This window comes from Clostridium beijerinckii HUN142, from assembly GCF_000621745.1.
Classification (GTDB): Bacteria; Bacillota; Clostridia; order Clostridiales; family Clostridiaceae; genus Clostridium; species Clostridium beijerinckii_A.
On sequence record NZ_KK211339.1, the window covers coordinates 99803 to 118930 of the forward strand.

Genomic DNA, 19128 nt, shown 5'->3' on the forward strand with positions numbered 1-19128 from the left:
GATATAAAAGAGATTAACTTCAACATGAGATGTATTTAAATTATAATATTGATGCTAGTATAGTTTTATGGACACATTCTTGAAATAAATTATAATTAAAGTAAGAGAGGTGTGTCCGAATGAGAAGGAAAAGTTATACAGAAGATTTTAAGAAAATGATAATAGAGGTCTATAACACTGGAAAACCGATTAAAGAAATCTGCAAAGAATATGGCGTTTCAACAGCAGAACAAATCTTTAGATTGATAACTGCTGTAGAGTTAAAAAAACATATTAAAAGTACATAAAATATTTAATATGTTGAATTCTACCATCAGTTCATTGGAAATGACAAAAAGTCTATATGATAATTTAGATGGAATAAAGCTACAGATAGTAAAACATCACAAACAAATGGTAAATGAGTTAATAACATTCATTAGACATTAATCTTAAAGGCGATAAACATTGAAAATTAATGTTTATCGCCTTTTTTTAAGCTACTTTATGAGAATCGTCACCAGATCCATCTGAATCTATAACGACTCCAAGCTTGGTTGATATTATGGTATTTAGTTTATTAATTGAACCAGATAAGTTGTTAATTTGTTTTTCTAAGCGAATTAGCAAATATGCGGCAACAGCAATAGCAAAGCCATTATTAACCATCAAATTAATCAGTTCATTAACTTCCATGAGTTCACCACCTCCTCAGATTGGATATATGTGAGGAAGTATTTTATTTCATAAGAATAGTGAAATAATTATTCAAAAGATGTGAATTATATTATTAATGAATTAAGGTCTAATACTAAGGTAATAAAGAAATTGTCTCTAAAAGCTATAATATTTTTGTAAGATAATGTGTACTGATAATGGTATTAGAGAAAAGCATTATATATAAATTCCTAAGAATTTAAGAATATATATTCTTAAGAATTTTTGAATAGTATAAAGTACAATTAAAAATAACAAGTTCATCTGATAGTACATTTGAATTTAATAATGTCACCACAAAAATAAGAGCTCCAAGGGCAACCTTGGAGCTTTAAGCTTGATAATTTAGGGAAATATAGTTGAAGATTTTATTTAAAGCAACTTTCTTTTTTCGAGTAGCAGTAGAGTAACACAGCTTTTTAAAGTGAGCATAATTTTGAACTGTATTGTTTTTAAAGAAAATAAAATCTATAAGTTCTTTTTCATCATCGTTTAAATTATTTAGGGCTAGTCTTAAATCCGTATAATCACATTCCTCACAAAATAAATCTTCTAGGCTGATATCCTGAGAGGGCAAATCTTTTTCAAAATCATCATGGAAACTCAAAGCATCATATCCTTCAGTAGAGCTTCTAGTTTTAATTCGCTTTATAAGATCATTCATATTATTTTTAATTGCATTAGTGGCATAAGCAACAAATCTGTGCTTTTCTAAATTATACATGGAAACACATTTGAACAATGATTTGTAACATTCATTATGAAGATCATGTATGTCATAACCATCAATAAAAGTTCTTTTAGAAATATTAAGGACTAAAGGTTTAAATTCCTCAGCCAATTTATCTTTTGATAACATATCTCCATTTTTACATTTATAAACTAGTTCTTCAATGTAATTAAAATCCATACAGACCTCCTTATGATAATCAGATAAAATTATTTTACTACTATATGCAGTGGAAAAGATAAAATTATATCTACATCTAGTATATATGGTTAATTTATATATATCTTCAGTGGCGACGTATAAAAATGAAAAATTTTATCCGATACCTAGCATGTGAAGATTATTTTACAAGAGCAAATTAGGATAATGAAATAGCAGAAACTTTAAATGTAGAACTATATGTGGAAATTCATCTTTATGGAAGTTGTAGATAATAATCCATATATGGATAAATACTTAAAAATTGATTTAAAATACTATTTAACATTATTCTCATATTTGGTAAAATACTACATATAAGTTGAAATAGTTTTTAGATATATATAGGAGAATTATGAAAAAGATTAAGTTTGGTAATTTTATAAAAAATATATTAACGGTATTATTAATAGTTCTTATATTTAGTGGACAAACAATTGCATTTGCAAGATCAGGAGGTGGAGGATCAGGTTCATCTCATAGTAGTACATCTTCTTCTCACAGCAGTAGTTCATCCCATAGCAGCAGACCATTAACTAGACCATCAAAAAGGCCTACGTTTATGGAGGCAATAATAATTATAGTGGTATTAATTAGTGCTATTATTTTTGTACCAATAATTGTTCGAAAAGTAAGATTAAATAAAAAGAAGCATACATGTATTTCAGTAATGCAGAATTTATCTAAATACGATGGCAACTGGAATTATGATAATTTAATGAAAGACATTAAGGATGCTTTTTATATGGTACAAAATGCATGGAGAGAAAGAAATCAAGATTTGGCAAAGGAATTTATGAGTGAATATTTGTATGGTAAACATAAATTTCAAACTGAGGAGATGAAGCTGTTAAAAGAGAAAAACATTCTTGAAAATATGGTTTTAATTGATGTAATACCTATAGGTCTACAGGATTTAGGAGGAATTGATAAGGATTATATATGGGTTCATATAAAGGCGAAATGCAGAGATTATACAATAAATGAGGAAACTAAGAAGACAATAGAGAAAAAATCTTCAAAAAGCGATTACTTTGAAGAATATTGGAAATTTATAAGAACCGAGAAGAGATGGGTATTGGATGATATAAGACAAATGGATCAGATAACAAATTTGAATTTTTTTAGAATAGATGCATCTAATAGGTATCATTAAAATTGCTGCAATCAGTATTTTGTAAAAATTTGAATTTTATAACTTGTTCAGCTTTTTTTATTTAGAATAAAAAATTGGAATTTTAAATTAGGAGCTCTGGGGTAATAGTAGTGAGTTTACTAACGATTTGCTAGTGGATATAAATAACAATATTGAGCAATTAAAAAAACAATATTCAGTATGGTTATCGTACTGAATATTGTTTTTTAAAAGAGCACAACAATCTTAACTAGCACAATAAAAGATAGTTTATCATCATATAATAATCTTTCGACTAATAATACAACAAATCACAACCTAATAATCATGGTTTGCTCCACCAAACAACATATTTACTCAACTCAATATAACCTCACGGCTATATAAAATCAATTCAACACATTGAATAATGTTAACTCGACCTTATATAATAAGTTGGAGTACCATTATAATAGATATAAATCAACTATAATAAAACTTTTCCCCATCATATAAAATCTTATCGCCGACTAATATAACAGCCATAATATTATGACCATTATATAATCTTTGTTCGACCCATATACACCCTAACTCAAGAGCATATATAAATCTTTGCTCAACTGTTATGTTCCTTATAATATTACTATGTGCAATTTTAGATATAGTATACATAAAATCAAATTGCAATTTATGGAAGTTGATGAGAACTATTTTCCTATGAAATTATTAGGAATATGCAAAATCAATCACGTAAAGAATCATAAAGCTACAGCATATTCACTTTCACAGAGTGCTGGATGAAATTAATAACGTTAATTAAGAAAAGGTGCTAGTCTTGGTTAGATGGAGCGCTTTTTTTGCTTTTAACTTCTATGTCAAAATCAAGAAAGAGAATATTTTTAATTATTTAGTGCGGTAACTCTATAGAATACTATGAGTTATTTGTGCACAATGTCCTATTGTATTTCAGTATCTATAAAGAAAACTCATATTTCAACTGAAATATAGTATAATGTTTGTTAGAACAAAAGAATAACAATATATTTTGTAATTATAAATTCACAATTATTTTTACAATATATATGAAGAAAGACAGAGAGGGAAAAATGAAGATTGCAGTTACTACTACAAGAGATGCAGATGAGAGTTTAAATTATAAAGCAAAAGGTGTATCTAAAGATTTAAATATATCATATATAAAAAGAGGTAATTTTAGCATAAAGGAAACAATTTTGAAAGATGGTTTTGACTATTTATTAGTAGTTGAAAGAGATAAGATTGTTATAAAGGGAGAAGATAGTGCACTGTTTTGGCATCCAAATATGTCAGAACTTAAGGTTAAATCAATAAGACAAGGAAATAAGGAAGCTATAATAGAGGCAACAAAATTAGAAGAAGGAAATAGTATATTGGATTGTACATTAGGTCTTGCAAGTGATTCTCTTGTCTTTTCAGCAGTTGTTGGAGAAAAGGGATATGTAGTAGGAACGGAAATTAATAAGTATATAGCCTATTTAAGTAAATGTGGATTAGAAAACTATAATGGTGTTAATGGTAAAAATATAGATAATATAAAGGTTGTTAATGAATCATATGAAGATTATATTTTAAAGCAAAGAGATAATAGTTTTGATGTAGTATATTTCGATCCTATGTTTAAAGAACCAAATAGAAAGTCAACATCAATAAATTCCTTTAGGGATTTTGCAGATCACAAAGGGTTAACAAAAAATATTTTAATGGAAGCACTTAGAGTATGTTCAAAAAGAGTTGTTATTAAAGAAAGACAAGGCTCTAATGATTTTGAAAAGCTAGGAATAGAAAAATATTATGGTGGCAAAAAAAGCGGTTCAATTATTTATGGAGTAATTGAAAAAAATATATAAAAAATTTAGATATAAATGAGAAATAGGCTGATACCAAAGGGGTTGAAGGTTTTTAAGTAAATATTGAAGTGTGTTTTATGTTCCCTCAGACTATTAGGTTTGGGGGGATTTTGCTTTAGGGGTCTAACATTTATGCAGAACTTGGGATATTGTGCTAAGGTTTGGATTTTGCGTAATTGTGTTTTAATGTTCCATCAATATTAAATTCAGATTCAGTACTAAAGTATTTCTGCTTTTCAGATAGAGGATAGATTAAAAAGCTGATATTTTAAAGCTGATAAATAAAGGAGGATGAAGATGAAAGTAAGTGGCATTATTAGACCTCAATACTCATATATAAGAGTGTAAAAAAGGTCGAATGTATGGTATAATTTGTATTATATAGACGATTTTTTATATATGACCTTGATGGGGAGGACGAAATGATAGATTTAAGCAACTTTGATGAGGAACAGACTAAAATAGTTCAACCAGAATTAGATAAGAGTAGTTCATCTACAGAAACCGGGGATTTTTATGTTGTGGGTATTGGAGCATCGGCTGGGGGACTGGAAGCACTGGAACAGTTTTTCGCAAACATGACACCTGCCAGTAATATAGCTTTTGTAGTAATTCAGCACTTATCTCCTGACTTTAAAAGCCTTATGCCAGAAATACTATCCAGAAAAACGGAAATGGAAGTATATCAGATAAAGAATGGAATGAAAATTTCACCGGGGTGTGTTTACCTGAACCCCCCAAAGTTTAATGTTAAAATATCACAGGGTCAGTTTTTACTTGAGGAACAAGACCCAATACACAAGATTAATCTCGCTATAAACACTTTTTTTGAATCACTAGCTGAAGATATAAATGAAAAATCCATAGGAATCATACTTTCAGGTACAGGAAGTGATGGTACACGGGGGGCTAGGGCAATAAAGGAAGCTGGCGGTATTGTAATAGCACAAGATATTAAGACTGCAAAATTCAACGGAATGCCTAAAAGTGTAATTGCCGCCAATATCTGCGATTTTATTTTATCTCCCTCAAGCATACCTGAAAAGTTGCTAAGATATACAAACCAATCTTCACTGATAAATGTAATAGAGGACGAAGCGGAAACGGTTGATGAAACAGCGGATATTTTATTGCAAATTTATAATATAATTAAAAATTTGCATTCCACTGATTTCAGCCTCTATAAGCAGGGTTATGTACTGCGATGCCTTAATAGAAGGATAAGAATATGTCAAATACAAACACTAGAGGGGTATCTTTCGTACTTAAAGGAAAATCAAGAAGAGATTGAGTGTTTATACAATAGTTTATTGATAGGAGTAACAAGATTTTTTAGGGACTTCAATGCTTTTGATCTGATAAAAAATAAAGTTATCCCTGAAATTGTTGGCAAGAAGACAGACAATGCTGTTATCAGGGTTTGGGTGGCTGGATGCTCTACTGGGGAGGAGGCATATTCACTTGCAATATTATTTAAAGAGTATATGGACAGCATCCAAAGAAATATAAATATAAAGATTTTTGCTACAGATATTGACATTAAATCAATAGAATATGCCAGCAAGGGAATTTATCCAGATAGTATCTCTGAAGATGTATCACTTGAACGTTTGAACCATTACTTCGTAAAAAAAGGGGACGGCTACCATGTTTCAAGACACCTTCGTGAAATGATTATTTTTTCAAGCCATAACGTAATAAATAATCCGCCTTTTTATAAAGTTGATCTCTTAACTTGTAGAAATCTATTAATATATTTCCAACCTAATCTTCAAAAAAGGATTATTTCAACTTTTCAGTTTGCCCTTGAAACAAATGGATTTATGTTTTTAGGGACAAGTGAAACTACCGGAGAAGTGGGTAAATATTTTTCTACCTTTGATGCAAAGTGGAAAATTTATAAAAAGAAGGATATAAAGAAGCGTCCACTCATAGACGATTTTTCCGTTATATCCACAGGTATAAAGGTAATTCAGTCAAAACCTGAAGAAGATTATTTTACTCCAGTGGAAAGGAACAAGCGAGAAATGGAAGATATCAATACAATTTTAATAGAAGAATGTTTACCACCAAGTGTGCTGGTTGATGAGAATGGTAGGCTTGTACAAATTTGTGGTGATGTGGATAAATATTTGAAGGTGCCTAGGGGAACGGTATGCTATGATATTCAAAAGATGGTGCCTAAGGAGCTATCAACCGCTGTTGGAACTGCAATCAGCAAGGTTAGAAAAGAGAGAAAAACCGTTGCTTATTCAAATATTAAAGTCAGGTTAGCCCGAGAAGAAAACAACATTAATCTTGTTGTTAAACCACTGTTTACAAAGAAGAGTGGTTTACTTATTCTTGTAATATTTGAAGAAGTTAATAGTGTCGGCAGCCACAAAGACTATGTTGAAGATTTTGATACAGTAAGTGAATTGCATAGCCGTATAGCTGACTTAGAACAAGAGCTTCAGTATACCAAGGAGAGCCTTCAATCCTCCATAGAAGAGTTAGAGACTTCAAGCGAAGAGCTCCAATCAGCCAATGAGGAATTGTTGGTTTCTAACGAGGAAATGCATAGTACCAACGAAGAACTTCAATCCGTCAATGAAGAATTAATGGTTGTAAACACACAATACCAGTATAAGCTACAGGAATTGGCTGATTTAAATAACGATATGACAAATTTCTTAAATAGTACAACTATAGGTACTTTGTTTTTAGATATCAACCTACGTGTAAGGAAGTTTACACCAGCTATTGCAAAGGAAATTAATCTTATAGAACAGGATATCGGACGCCCAATTGGCCATATAGCACATAACTTTAAAAATGAGGATTTAATTGAAATATCCCGTAATGTGATGGATAACCTAATTTCAGTTGAAAAGGAAATAAAGAGCATAAGCAATAAGTGGTATATACTAAGGTATTCTCCATTCCTTACAAATGAAAATGTTATTAAGGGTGTTGTTCTTTCTCTTGTTGATATTACATCACGGAAGGAAGCAGAAGAAAGTCAACGTAAAAGTAAAGAAAAGTTACAGGAGGCAATTGTATTAGATCAATTGAAAGCTGATTTCTTTAGCAACCTTTCCCATGAGCTTAGGACGCCGTTGAATGTTATTATGAGTACCTTGCAGCTTTTAGAAAGCCAAAGGAAAGCTATAGGGGATAAGGATATAGCTGATAAGCAAGAGAAGTATTTTAATATCATGAAACAAAACTGTTACAGACAGTTAAGACTTGTAAATAATATGATTGATAGTACAAAAATTGATTCGGGTTTTTTTGAAATCTGTAAGCAGAATCATAATATTGTAGAGATTGTTGAAAATATTACCTTGTCAGTAGCAGACTATATTGAAAACAAAGGCATAGAACTGGTATTTGATACAGATGTAGAAGAAAAGATTACAGCCTGCGACTTAGATAGCATTGAAAGAATTATACTAAACCTTTTATCAAATGCGGTAAAGTTTAGTGACCAGGGCGGCAGTATAAATGTGGATATAAAAGATAAGGGTGAAACTATTCAAATTTCTGTAAAGGATTCGGGTATTGGTATACCAGAAGACAAACAAAAAATTATTTTTGACCGATTTAGACAAGTAGACAAATCTCTTACTAGAAATCATGAAGGTAGCGGTATAGGACTATCACTAGTTAAATCCCTAGTGGTTATGCATGAAGGTAAAATTTCAGTTCAAAGTGAATACGGTAAAGGCACAGAGTTTCTCATTGAAATACCGGTAAAAACAGTTACAGAAGAAAATACTGCAATAAAAGCAGAAATCAAACAAGAGGGCAATGTGGAAAAGATAAATATAGAGTTTGCAGATATTTATAAATTAAAAAAATAATTACTATAGATCAACTAAAAAAATCCAGATAGATATAAATTGATGATTGTATTAAAATAAAACTTTGGCTTTGACTATTTATCATATAAATGGTGATACTCAAAAGAAAGGACTTCAAAGAATTATTAATGATATAACCCTAACTGGATTTTGTTTAAAGCCTATACAGATACAGAGTCAGGCAAAAATATCTATAGACCTAGTTTTCAAGAAATAATCTTTGATAGTTATGAAAATTAATTTGATATTATTTTAGCTAAATAAATTAGTCGCTTTAACAGAAAGAATGTTGATTTAATTGATACAGTTAATAAACTCAGATGTTTAGGAAAGGAAGAGTAAGCACTACAGTCCAAAGGATATAGAGGGCAGGGGGTAATTAGGCTTAGACATAAGTGAGTAGAACAGATTAACTGTGCTAAGGTAAGAAGTTTTATATGAAAGGTTTAAATAATAATTAGTTTAGTGTACAATGGGATAAATATTAATCATAGATGAGAGGAAATTGAGATGAACGGAACAAAGAGAAGTAATATTAAAATAGGAGCAACGGTTTTAGTTGTTCAAAAGCAGGATCAACGTACAGGAAAATTGACAGAAGGAATAGTGGAGAAGATACTTACCAATTCATCAGAGCATCATCGTGGCATAAAAGTGATGCTTAAGAACGGTATTGTGGGCAGGGTGAAAGAGATAAAGTAACAGTTATTATATTATGTAACTTATGAACAATCAATGGAAGCAGCTGCTGAATCATTAGAAGAAATTAGGGAAAGTGCTGCATGCATTATCAAAGTGCACTTTAGCATCAGAATTTTCAATTAAGTATAAAATGAAAGACTATTCACAAATGAAGGAACTTTTACTTGAAAAATCAGTATCGGATGCTAAAAATATAAAGCACTTACAATATCAAAAGCAGCAGAAGTAACCTTAGGAGAAATTATAAACATTGATTATAGTTAAAGTGATATAAATATTTATCATAAAGATAGTGTCATATATGAAAGTAGTATGGATTGCTGTGAGTCAAGTATTCAAGCTATTGATCTAGAGGCAGAGGATTTATTTACAAGTGATACCATAACAGTTACTTGGGAAATTATTTAATAGTATGTATAAAGGTTAGAAGTAAAAATTACTTCTAACCTTTTCATATTTAATATAAAAATCTAGAGGAAAAATATAGGTGAATTAATAAAATTTTGTAGTATAATAATGATAAACTATTAATCGAAATTACAACTAAGTTGAAATACTAATTATATCCATAATGGGAAGTTTGAGAATGATATTAAATTTGTGTGGATGAATGGGAATGCAGTAGTATGTGATATCAATAAATACTAGGAGGAATAGCATGTCAAATTTATATTTAAACATTTATACTGAAACTATGGATTTTGTAAGTGGAGACTTTACTCCTACTAATATAGTAAAAGTCAAAAATTATATATGTTCACTTAATAATTTTAATAACGAAAAAATAGAAGAGCTGAGAGCTTTAATTATGAGAGTGAAGGGTGATTGGATTAGTTTTAAGTATGCCTTTTTTAATGAAACATATTATGTAGATGTATATCTTATATTTCGCAATAAAACGCTATCCGTGAATCAAGAAGAAATAGTAAAAAGTATTATTTTACAATGTAGGGAATTTTTGTTAAAGAATAAATATGGAACTATAGATATTAATATTAATAACTCAGACAAACTTTCAAAGCTACTAGAAGAAGATGGATTTATACTAAGTATTTCAGAGAATGATGGAAGTGGATTGTTAAATAATAAGGAAATAGAAAAAGTATTTAATGAAAATGATGTAAAATATGAGGTGTTAAATATTGGAAAATCAAGCTTTGACGGAGGTGCAAGCGGAGCGGCTGAAAATTTAATTTACTTTATTATGAGTTCAGCAGCTTCAGGTGTTACTTGGGATGTTATGAAGCCTATTTTAACTGGAAACTTAGCACTTCCAATACAATCTATAACAATGAAAGTTATGGATAAATATAATTTTAATAAACTCCGAAAAATTGTAGCTGATAGGATAAGGGTGGAAGAAAGGAGTCTAATTCTGGCTGAAATGCATAAGAAGAATTCAAAATTAAATTTAGAATTCAGGGCTTCGAATAAGAAGATACATATAACTTGTGATAGCAATTACAATATTATAGATTTTAAGGTAGTGGAAGACTAGTTTAACTATACATTCTAGCTAGATTTGACTTCTCTTAAAAGTAAGTTATTAGGCTAATAATTGGAATTTAATAAAAATAGTATAGCTTAAATAAAAAGACATGGAGGAATAATATGTGTAATTTAAAATCGGATATTGGCGCCAAGGCAGCTTGGAAAGGGTTTTCTTCACAAACAACGTATATTGCACATAGGCTTATGAATTTAGGTGAGGATTATGATTTTTATCCTGAAAAAGTAGAAGATTTAATGATAAAAAAAGGTAATTCTATTATTGAATTGGTTCAAATTAAGAATCTTAGTAGTGACTTGGCTTTGTCAAGTTTTTCGCCTAAAGATTCAGATTCTTTTTTTAGACGCGCACTAAAAAGTAGAAAGGAAAATGAAAACATAATTTTAACAGTAATTTCATTTGGAAATATAGGACAAGAACTACAGGGATTAATAAAGAAAAATGAATCTCAAATTAAAAGCATAAAAAGTAAGTTGTTGGGATTTGATTATTCAAATGATGAGATTGAATGGATATTATCTAATTTATCTATCATTCAAGTTGATGAAGAAAATCTAAAGAATGACATATTTAAAAAACTAGAAGAAAAAATAGAAACAATGGCAGCTCCACAAATAGCCTTTGATACATTGATTTGTTATGTTTCTGATTTATCAAGATATGCAAAACATACATCAAAAGAAAAATGGGATAACAGAATAGATGATTTTGTAAAAGATATATCCTCAATAAATGGATTATGTGCCCAATATGGAAAAACAATTATTAAATTAACCGATTATAAAACACAAAAAACAGATGAAGATTTAATTAAAGAGTATAGAATGGGTGTAAATGCTCACCCACAGCATATACGAAATAGTTTAGATATTGTACGAAGAGACTGGTTATATAAAATACAAGATTGCTTTAAAAATAATAATATTGTGGTTGTTAAGGGAGTTTCGGGTCAAGGGAAATCTTCATTAGCATATAGATATCTAATAGATAATTACATTGAAAACTATGTGTTTGTTATAGAGAAACTTACTGATTCAAAACAAGCTATTGATATTGTTACAGCTTTAAGTGGATTGTCTATTAATAAGTCTGGTGATATTGCTGTTTATTTAGATGTATCACCTTATGATACTGAATGGTTATGGATAGCTGAAGAAATTAATAAACGTGGGATGAAATTGAAACTTCTTATAACTATTAGAGAAGAAGATTTTAATCGTTCAGATATTGATTCAAATATATTCAATTCTAATATTATTGAAATTTCTTTTAATAAATTAGAAGCTGAGGAAATATTTAATGTGTACGACACGCCATATTTTTTAAATTTTGAACAGGCTTGGGAGAAATTTGGTGAAACTGGGCCGTTTATGGAGTTTATGTATTTATTAAACCAATCAGATACCTTAAAAAACAAGCTTGAATCGCAGATAAATAGAATTATTACTAATGAGGTTAATGCTGATAGATGGTTAGACATTCTTCAAGTTATATGCTATGTTGGGCGGAATAATTTAAAAATAAATCTACAAAGATTAATTGAAAAGCTACCTTGTAATCAAAGTAGAAAAATGCTACAAGAGTTTGAGAAAGAGTATTTGGTGAAAATAAGCAACGATTATCAATATGTTGAATGCTTACATGCAGTTAGAGCTGAAATTTTATATAGCATTATATCTAAAAATAGTATCATGAATGAAGAGAGAACTCTATTGTATTCTATTAGTGTTGTAGATGAATTTTTCCAAGTGTTATTAGTAAAATATTTTTATAATAACAGAATAACAGATTCATTTATAAAAAAAATAACAGAAGATGAATACTTGTCATGGACAGCTTATGCAAGTGTATTAAGCGCTCTTTTGTGGTTAGATTTATACAGATTGTATACAAATAATAAAAGAGTTTATAAAGAAGCCAATAAACTGTTTGGCGGGAATTTTGTCATGTTTACTGGAGATGCAACAGGTTATATTGAATTTGATTCTTCAAGAATTGTTAATAGCTTTGGCACGATTAATCCAAGATTAGCTCAGAAAATGCTAGAGTTAATCAATGCATTGCCACAAAATAAAGTTGATTATTTATTAACTGATATGTTTATAAATAATATAAAGGAAAAAGTGAATAATTGTAATATTTCTTCAAATGATAATCTGTCAGAAGTTGGTTTTGTATTATTCTGGTTAGCTCAAAGGAATATTTTTATAGATAGTATTTTGTGTAAAGATGTGATTACTAATATAGATAATTACTCAATTGATAACATTCTCGACTTTCTTGTAGGAATTCAAATGCAAAACAAAATAGAAATATATGAAAGCGTTGCTAAATATTTAATGCCTGAAATTTGCAAAAAATATAATATTATACGCTTAGAGATTGATGAAAAATATATTGAGGCAGATTTTATTCAAAATGCTTTTAAAGGCAATGAAGAAGAAAATCATATAGAAATGAATGAAATTGTTATGGATATTATTTGTATTATGAGAAGGCTGTTTTATAATAAACAAAGATATAGAGTAAAAGCATTAGGCACTAACCTTATGCAAGGCATTCAAACACCAGATACAGAAAAAAATATAGAGTCAAAAAACTTGCCTTTAATATGGATTGTACAAATAAATGGATGGCTTATAAAAATTGATGATTATGAAAAAAGGACTGAAAATTGGAGTGATTTTAAAGAACTAATTGATAATGACAGAAAAAGTATTATTTACTTCTCAAAATTAATGTGTAATGGAATTGAATACTTTTATAAAAAAGGAGGGAATATTGAAAAATTTATTTCCCAAGAGTATAAGAAAGGTAATCAAGATGTAGCAACAATATCAACACGAACATATCGAACACCAAAGTGCGTTAATGACATATATGGATTAAATGTTAGCAAAAATAAAGTAAAGTTAATTGATAGTATGCAGAATACGAATCAACAAAAAGGTAATAAGGATATTACTTCATTTATGAATAGTTATAAAATGTCATTTACTAATTTTATCAATCAAAAGGATGATCTTATATTGTCTAGATATAAACAAGAAGAAATAAATGAAAATGCAAGGCTTTCTTTAATTAATATTGTAGGGGCTATTTCCGATTTGTCTGAAATGCAAAGTAAATATGCTGAAACATTTTCTAAAACTAGTAGTTATATAAATTTTAAAGAAGAATATGAGCAACTCTTATTGCTCGCCGTTATGTGGAGATATTTATATAACAATAAAGTTAGAAAGGAAAATTCACTTGTATATGAGTGTAAAGAAACAATCAAGCAGACTCGTAAGAAAATCAAAAACTTTTTTGATAAAATATTTGAAAAATATACAGTACAGAAATTTAATGCAATAGATGATAAATTATATATTTCTTTAGATTTAGCACTAGTTGATGACTTTTGTGAGAGATTATTTTCTCAATTCAAAAATGAGTTTCCAGAAATGAAGAATTTATCTGTTGATAGTTTATTTATGAATGAGTATGCTCAAAAAATCATTATTACAATACCTTTGTATGAAGACATAATTATTGGTGGTTTTAAAATAGAACTTAAAAATTTAATAGTGTGTGAAGAAATAGAAAAATTTATGATTTATAGACAACCGCTTGATAAAAATGAAATCGATGAAATTAACAATCATCCGGTAGATGAAAACAACACACTTTACAATGCATACAGAGTTATTGGAAATTTAAGTGCACTACCACTGTTTTATAATCATACTACTTCTGTAATGAAATATATTAAATCATATAGTAAGGGGATATTGATACAAGACGATGTTTTCTTTAATTGGTGTGATGACGGGGCAAAATTTCATTGTTCAGTTATTGAAGATATTATAAATTCCTTCAAAAAACTTAATGATGTGATACCAGAGGAGCTATATGAGACTTATCAAATAATTATGGCATTATTGAATGATTATAAAGAGGCAAGTTTGGACATTGTTAAGGTTGATGATATTGGTCAAATGAATGAAGTTATGGGAAAAATTAATGAGAGTATTATCTCTTTTTTTGATAAGTGCAATTTTGCATAGTGTGATATTTAACTTCCGATTATCAATACCCATTAGGCTAATAATACGAAGATGAGATTTGGAGTGGCAAATAAAAATTGTTCTTTGAACATTGATTAGTATAGTATTTTAAAAATATGTTATGAGGATTAATTGAAAGATAAATTATAATTTGTTTTGATAAAATAAACCTAGCATTGTAATAAATAAGGAGAAAAAATTTGAATAAATATACACGAAAGGATTTATCAGAATTATTTAATATAGGAAAAGAAACTTTGAGATATTATGAAAGTATAAATTTGATACCCAATCCAATCAGGAATGAAAGTGGTTATAGAGTTTATTCAGAGGAAGATGTATTAAGAATTAAATTTATTGTTCAAATGAAAAATTATGGATTTAGCTTAAGAGAAATATCTAATCTGATTAAAATAGTCAGTAATGAAAAATGTGCTCATAGAGATAGGTTAGTAGATTACATAGATAATAAGATAACTGGAGTTGAAAATGAAATTAAAAAATTATATCAATTGATAGAGATACTAAATAAAGTAAAGGAAAATAAGCATTTAGGTGAATGTGATTTTTTAAAATCATTAATAAATAATTCTTGACATTGTTCCATACTACAACCCTTACTATATTAATAAAGTTAATTTAATAATTAAATTTTATAAAATAGGAAATGGGGTTATAAATATGAAGGTAATTGCTATTAATGGAAGTCCAAGAAAAGACGGGAATACAGGAATTTTGCTAAATAAGGCTCTTGAGGGAGCAGCATTAAATGGGGCAGAAACAGAAATGATTAATCTACATGATTTTACTTATAAAGGATGTAAAAGTTGTTTTGCATGTAAATTAAAAAATGGTAATAGTTATGGACAGTGCTGTATTAATGATGAAATAAGTCCAATTCTAAAAAAAATTAAGAATGCAGATTCTATAATTCTTGGTTCTCCAATTTATTTAGGTTCAATTACAGGTGAAATGAAATCTTTTATGGAGCGATTAATTTTTCCATATCTAGTTTATGATGAAAAGTATTCTTCGCTTTTTCCTAAAAGAATTTTTGTAGGATTAATTTATACATTTGGAGTTAATGAGCAAAAATTGGAGCAAACAAAATGGAAAGAAGCTCTTAAATATAATGAATTTTTATTTGAAAGATTTTTTGGGAAAACGGAATCGCTTTTTGTGACAGATACATATCAATTTGATGATTATTCAAAATATGTTTCAACGGCTTTTGAGGCTGACAAAAAATTAAAACGTAGGAAAGAAGTATTTCCACAAGATTGCAAAAAGGCATTTGAATTGGGAAAACGACTAATCCCAATATTATAAGAGTCTTAAAAAATTATAGCAAATGGATATAATTACTAAGCAATAAATTTCAATTTGTAGAGTAAGTTATAAGTGGTATCAATTGATATTAATATAATGAATTATGATATATAGAATACAAATTCACATTATTCATATAATAATAAGTTGATGTGAGTAGAAAAAGTACTTAATAACTTAGGTGTTACTAATAAATTTAGGTTTTTAAAATAGGAAGGAGATTTATATATGATAAATAACTCCTTCTTTTATATCTCTTTAATATAAAAAATTCTTTATGATTGAAGAGTGGTTCCAAGGATTTTTGCTTGTTCTTGAATTTCTAAGGGGATTTTATTTTTAGAAGCTGCACCATCTAAAGTTATGCTTCCAATAATATTATATCCACCAGCTTTAAAAACTATTTCTATAGCTTGTAGAGTACCTTTACTTTGAGTTGGAAGCTGACTTATTGGAAAAGGTGCATTACATGCTGTAACCATAATAGCTTTTTTTCCATTATGTAATGGAATTGGCATTTCTAAGCCGCTCTTTGCTATTTCCTCAAAGGCGGTGAGATTTCTATCAATAAGAATTTTTAATTGCCCAGATATATTTCCAAAGTAAGTGGGACTACCAATAACTATGGCATCAGCAGATCGGATTTTATGCCATACATTATGTCCATCATCTTTAGAAAGAATACATTCTCTATTAGGTCTACAATTTAAACAGCTAATACAAGGTTTTATATCCAAATCGTATGAATGTATCCATTCTACAGAATGTTGTGAATCAATTCCTTTCTCAATACATTTCATTACACCAACTGTATAGCCACTTTTTCTAGGTGATCCGTTCAAAAATAGTATATTCATACATGAATTTCCTCCAGTTCTATATTATAAAAGGTTAGGATATGTTATAAATATAATATAAAGTTCTATGATGATAACAGGAGCTTATTTATACTGGTATAAATTATAATAGGATAGAAATGGAAGCTTAAATATGGAGAAACAGCGATATAAAGAATTAGGAGATTTTTTGAAAACTCGAAGAGCTAAAATTTTACCATCTCAAGTAGGACTTTCAGAAGGCTTGAGACGTCGTACACCAGGTCTAAGACGGGAAGAAGTGGCTCATATTGCAGGTGTGGGATTAACTTGGTACACTTGGCTTGAACAGGGACGTGCTATACAGGTGTCGGCAGAGGTACTGGAAAGCCTATCTAGGGTACTAATGCTTAGTAAACAAGAACGAATTCATTTATATACTTTGGCGAGGCAAGCTATTCCAACAGATATTCCTTCATGCAAAGAATTTGTTAGTCCAATTTTGCAACATGTGTTAAGTAACTTATTATTAAGTCCGTCTTTTATCATGGATACAAGATGGAATATTATTGCATGGAATAAAGCCGCAAGTGTTGTGTTTACTGATTTTAGTAAAATAGATGTAAGTAAGAGAAATATGATTAAGATGATGTTTACATATGATGATTATAAGAAATTATTTATAGACTGGGAATCTCATGCACAAGGAATGCTAGCACGATTTCGAGCAACAACAGGAAAATGCATTGAAGAACCTTGGTTCACTAAAATTATTGAAGATCTTAAAAGAGAAAGTGACGAATTTAATTTATGGTGGACTCGACATGATGTTCTGGGAAATAGTGAAACATATAAAAAACTCAAACATCCAATTGTGGGTGAATTGTTTTTTGAGTTCATTAGTTTTGACGTTTCAGATAATTCTAATCTAAAATTGATTGTAAATACACCCAATTCAGAATCAGATACCGATATAAAAGTAAAGTCATTGCTATAACGAGTTATATAGGTTTTAAATGTCGCACATTAAGTATGTTTTTAATAAAATGTAACTTATCATTATTCATACAATGGGAAGTTATATAGCCAGAAAATAAACTAAATGATAGATAAGTTTAGGGTATGTATAATAAGTGAATGCGAATGTTATTAAAATTGAATAATAGGACAGGGATTAGGTATGCTTCGCCTCCACCATAAAATCCACGACCATTTGTATGTGGCTTAAATAGCTGCTTACAGGTGGTAGTGTTTTTTTATTGTTATGAGTAGCTTACATACAGAACAGATTTTTATATAGTGGGATTTCTGTTAGAGCTTGGTCTCGTGATAATAATGTTAGTGAAAAACAATCTTATTATTTAGAATACTTCGTTAAAATTTAAATAGAAAAATATCAAAGGGATCAAAGATTAACATGGCAAATTATCTTTAGTGACAGAAGTTAAAAAAACGATATAGCAAAACAAGGCACTCTACGTTTAATTTACGTAAAGTGCCTTGTATATTTTATTAATAAAATTCCATTGCTACAGTTATGTAGAATTATTATCATAAAGAGTATATGAAATCAAAATAGACGCACTTCGTTGGTGTCAGGTAGCATGTAAAAATTTTGTTTTCACATGCTACCACCATTTACCTAAATAATACTGTTTTTTGCTCAATTATTCCAACACTTCAGAAGAAATATTCGGAATTTGTACTCTTTCTTCAAATCCATCCATTGGAACACCATCATAACTATATAGTTTTTTCAAAAGTTGCCATAGTGTTTCCAATTCTTCTTTACTGAAATCATTAAATATATCAGTCATAAAATTTTTCTTAACGTCCCTTGCATTTTTTGAAACAGAATTGATGCCAGCTTCTGTAATCATTACATTAACAGCTCTTTTATCCTTTTCTGATGGCACTACTGATATATAGTTTTTCTTATCAAGGCTTTTTATAATCCTTGTTGCATTCTGCTTAGTGGTGCCCAATTTACCTGCTATATTTATGATTGTAGCATCACCTTTAGGTATATGAAGTATTGCTAAAAGTGTCAACAGCTGCTTACTTGTTAGATCACCGCTGTAACTGTCCCCAGCAGTCTGAAGTTTGTTTGAAACCGCCATGAGACTGGCATATGTCTGATCCATTATATACCTTAGTTCGTTCAATTCTTTGTTATCCAATTTCAATCCTCCCGATTAATATAGTTTATAAAAATATTATATCACATATAGACAATGCGTTGACAAATTAA

At 29.2% G+C, this 19128-nt stretch carries 15 protein-coding genes; 11 read left to right on the top strand and 4 right to left on the bottom strand.

Features of this window, described 5'->3' with window-relative positions:
- Positions 1 to 119: 119 nt before the first annotated feature.
- Positions 120 to 287, top strand: a complete 168-nt coding sequence (locus T483_RS32555) for a transposase (protein WP_278247497.1) — start codon at positions 120 to 122, stop codon at positions 285 to 287.
- A 187-nt stretch (positions 288 to 474) separates the two neighbouring features.
- Here T483_RS32555 and T483_RS0126685 read toward each other — a convergent pair whose 3' ends face one another.
- Positions 475 to 675, bottom strand: coding sequence for a YvrJ family protein (locus tag T483_RS0126685; protein ID WP_026889584.1), 201 nt, complete (start codon positions 673 to 675; stop codon positions 475 to 477).
- 352 nt (positions 676 to 1027) lie between these two features.
- Positions 1028 to 1606 (bottom strand): sigma-70 family RNA polymerase sigma factor, encoded by a 579-nt coding sequence (locus T483_RS0126690; RefSeq protein ID WP_026889585.1) that lies wholly within the window; start codon positions 1604 to 1606, stop codon positions 1028 to 1030.
- Positions 1607 to 1979: 373 nt separating this feature from the next.
- Between T483_RS0126690 and T483_RS0126695 the strand changes: the two genes are divergently transcribed.
- From T483_RS0126695 to T483_RS0126740, 9 genes are all read left to right on the top strand, one after another.
- On the top strand, positions 1980 to 2780 hold the full coding sequence (locus T483_RS0126695) for a Tim44 domain-containing protein (RefSeq protein WP_026889586.1): 801 nt from the start codon (positions 1980 to 1982) through the stop codon (positions 2778 to 2780).
- Positions 2781 to 3847: 1067 nt separating this feature from the next.
- On the top strand, positions 3848 to 4627 hold the full coding sequence (locus T483_RS0126705) for a class I SAM-dependent methyltransferase (protein WP_026889588.1): 780 nt from the start codon (positions 3848 to 3850) through the stop codon (positions 4625 to 4627).
- 422 nt (positions 4628 to 5049) lie between these two features.
- Positions 5050 to 8472: a chemotaxis protein CheB gene (locus tag T483_RS29870; RefSeq protein WP_051560580.1), complete on the top strand. Its 3423-nt coding sequence runs from the start codon at positions 5050 to 5052 to the stop codon at positions 8470 to 8472.
- 510 nt (positions 8473 to 8982) lie between these two features.
- A complete protein-coding gene (locus T483_RS0126715; RefSeq protein ID WP_026889589.1) occupies positions 8983 to 9174 on the top strand; it encodes a YwbE family protein in 192 nt (63 codons plus the stop codon).
- Positions 9175 to 9247: 73 nt separating this feature from the next.
- Complete coding sequence (locus tag T483_RS31360) at positions 9248 to 9403, top strand: hypothetical protein (protein WP_155268548.1); 156 nt, start codon at positions 9248 to 9250, stop codon at positions 9401 to 9403.
- 429 nt (positions 9404 to 9832) lie between these two features.
- Complete coding sequence (locus T483_RS0126725) at positions 9833 to 10672, top strand: hypothetical protein (RefSeq protein ID WP_026889590.1); 840 nt, start codon at positions 9833 to 9835, stop codon at positions 10670 to 10672.
- A 113-nt stretch (positions 10673 to 10785) separates the two neighbouring features.
- Positions 10786 to 14733 (top strand): hypothetical protein, encoded by a 3948-nt coding sequence (locus T483_RS0126730; RefSeq protein ID WP_026889591.1) that lies wholly within the window; start codon positions 10786 to 10788, stop codon positions 14731 to 14733.
- Positions 14734 to 14933: 200 nt separating this feature from the next.
- Entirely contained in the window at positions 14934 to 15329 is a 396-nt protein-coding gene (locus tag T483_RS0126735) for a MerR family transcriptional regulator (RefSeq protein WP_026889592.1), read from the top strand.
- A gap of 85 nt (positions 15330 to 15414) precedes the next feature.
- On the top strand, positions 15415 to 16062 hold the full coding sequence (locus tag T483_RS0126740; RefSeq protein ID WP_026889593.1) for a flavodoxin family protein: 648 nt from the start codon (positions 15415 to 15417) through the stop codon (positions 16060 to 16062).
- 275 nt (positions 16063 to 16337) lie between these two features.
- On the opposite strand, the gene T483_RS0126745 is transcribed toward T483_RS0126740, so the two are convergent.
- On the bottom strand, positions 16338 to 16919 hold the full coding sequence (locus T483_RS0126745; protein ID WP_026889594.1) for a flavodoxin family protein: 582 nt from the start codon (positions 16917 to 16919) through the stop codon (positions 16338 to 16340).
- Between the two features lie 133 nt (positions 16920 to 17052).
- On the opposite strand from T483_RS0126745, the gene T483_RS0126750 reads away from it, so the two are divergent.
- The gene (locus T483_RS0126750) at positions 17053 to 17874 is read left to right on the top strand and encodes a helix-turn-helix transcriptional regulator (protein ID WP_026889595.1); all 822 of its coding nucleotides are present in this window, start codon (positions 17053 to 17055) and stop codon (positions 17872 to 17874) included.
- A 670-nt stretch (positions 17875 to 18544) separates the two neighbouring features.
- On the opposite strand, the gene T483_RS29875 is transcribed toward T483_RS0126750, so the two are convergent.
- A complete protein-coding gene (locus T483_RS29875) occupies positions 18545 to 19057 on the bottom strand; it encodes a MarR family winged helix-turn-helix transcriptional regulator (RefSeq protein ID WP_035790632.1) in 513 nt (170 codons plus the stop codon).
- Positions 19058 to 19128 lie beyond the last annotated feature (71 nt).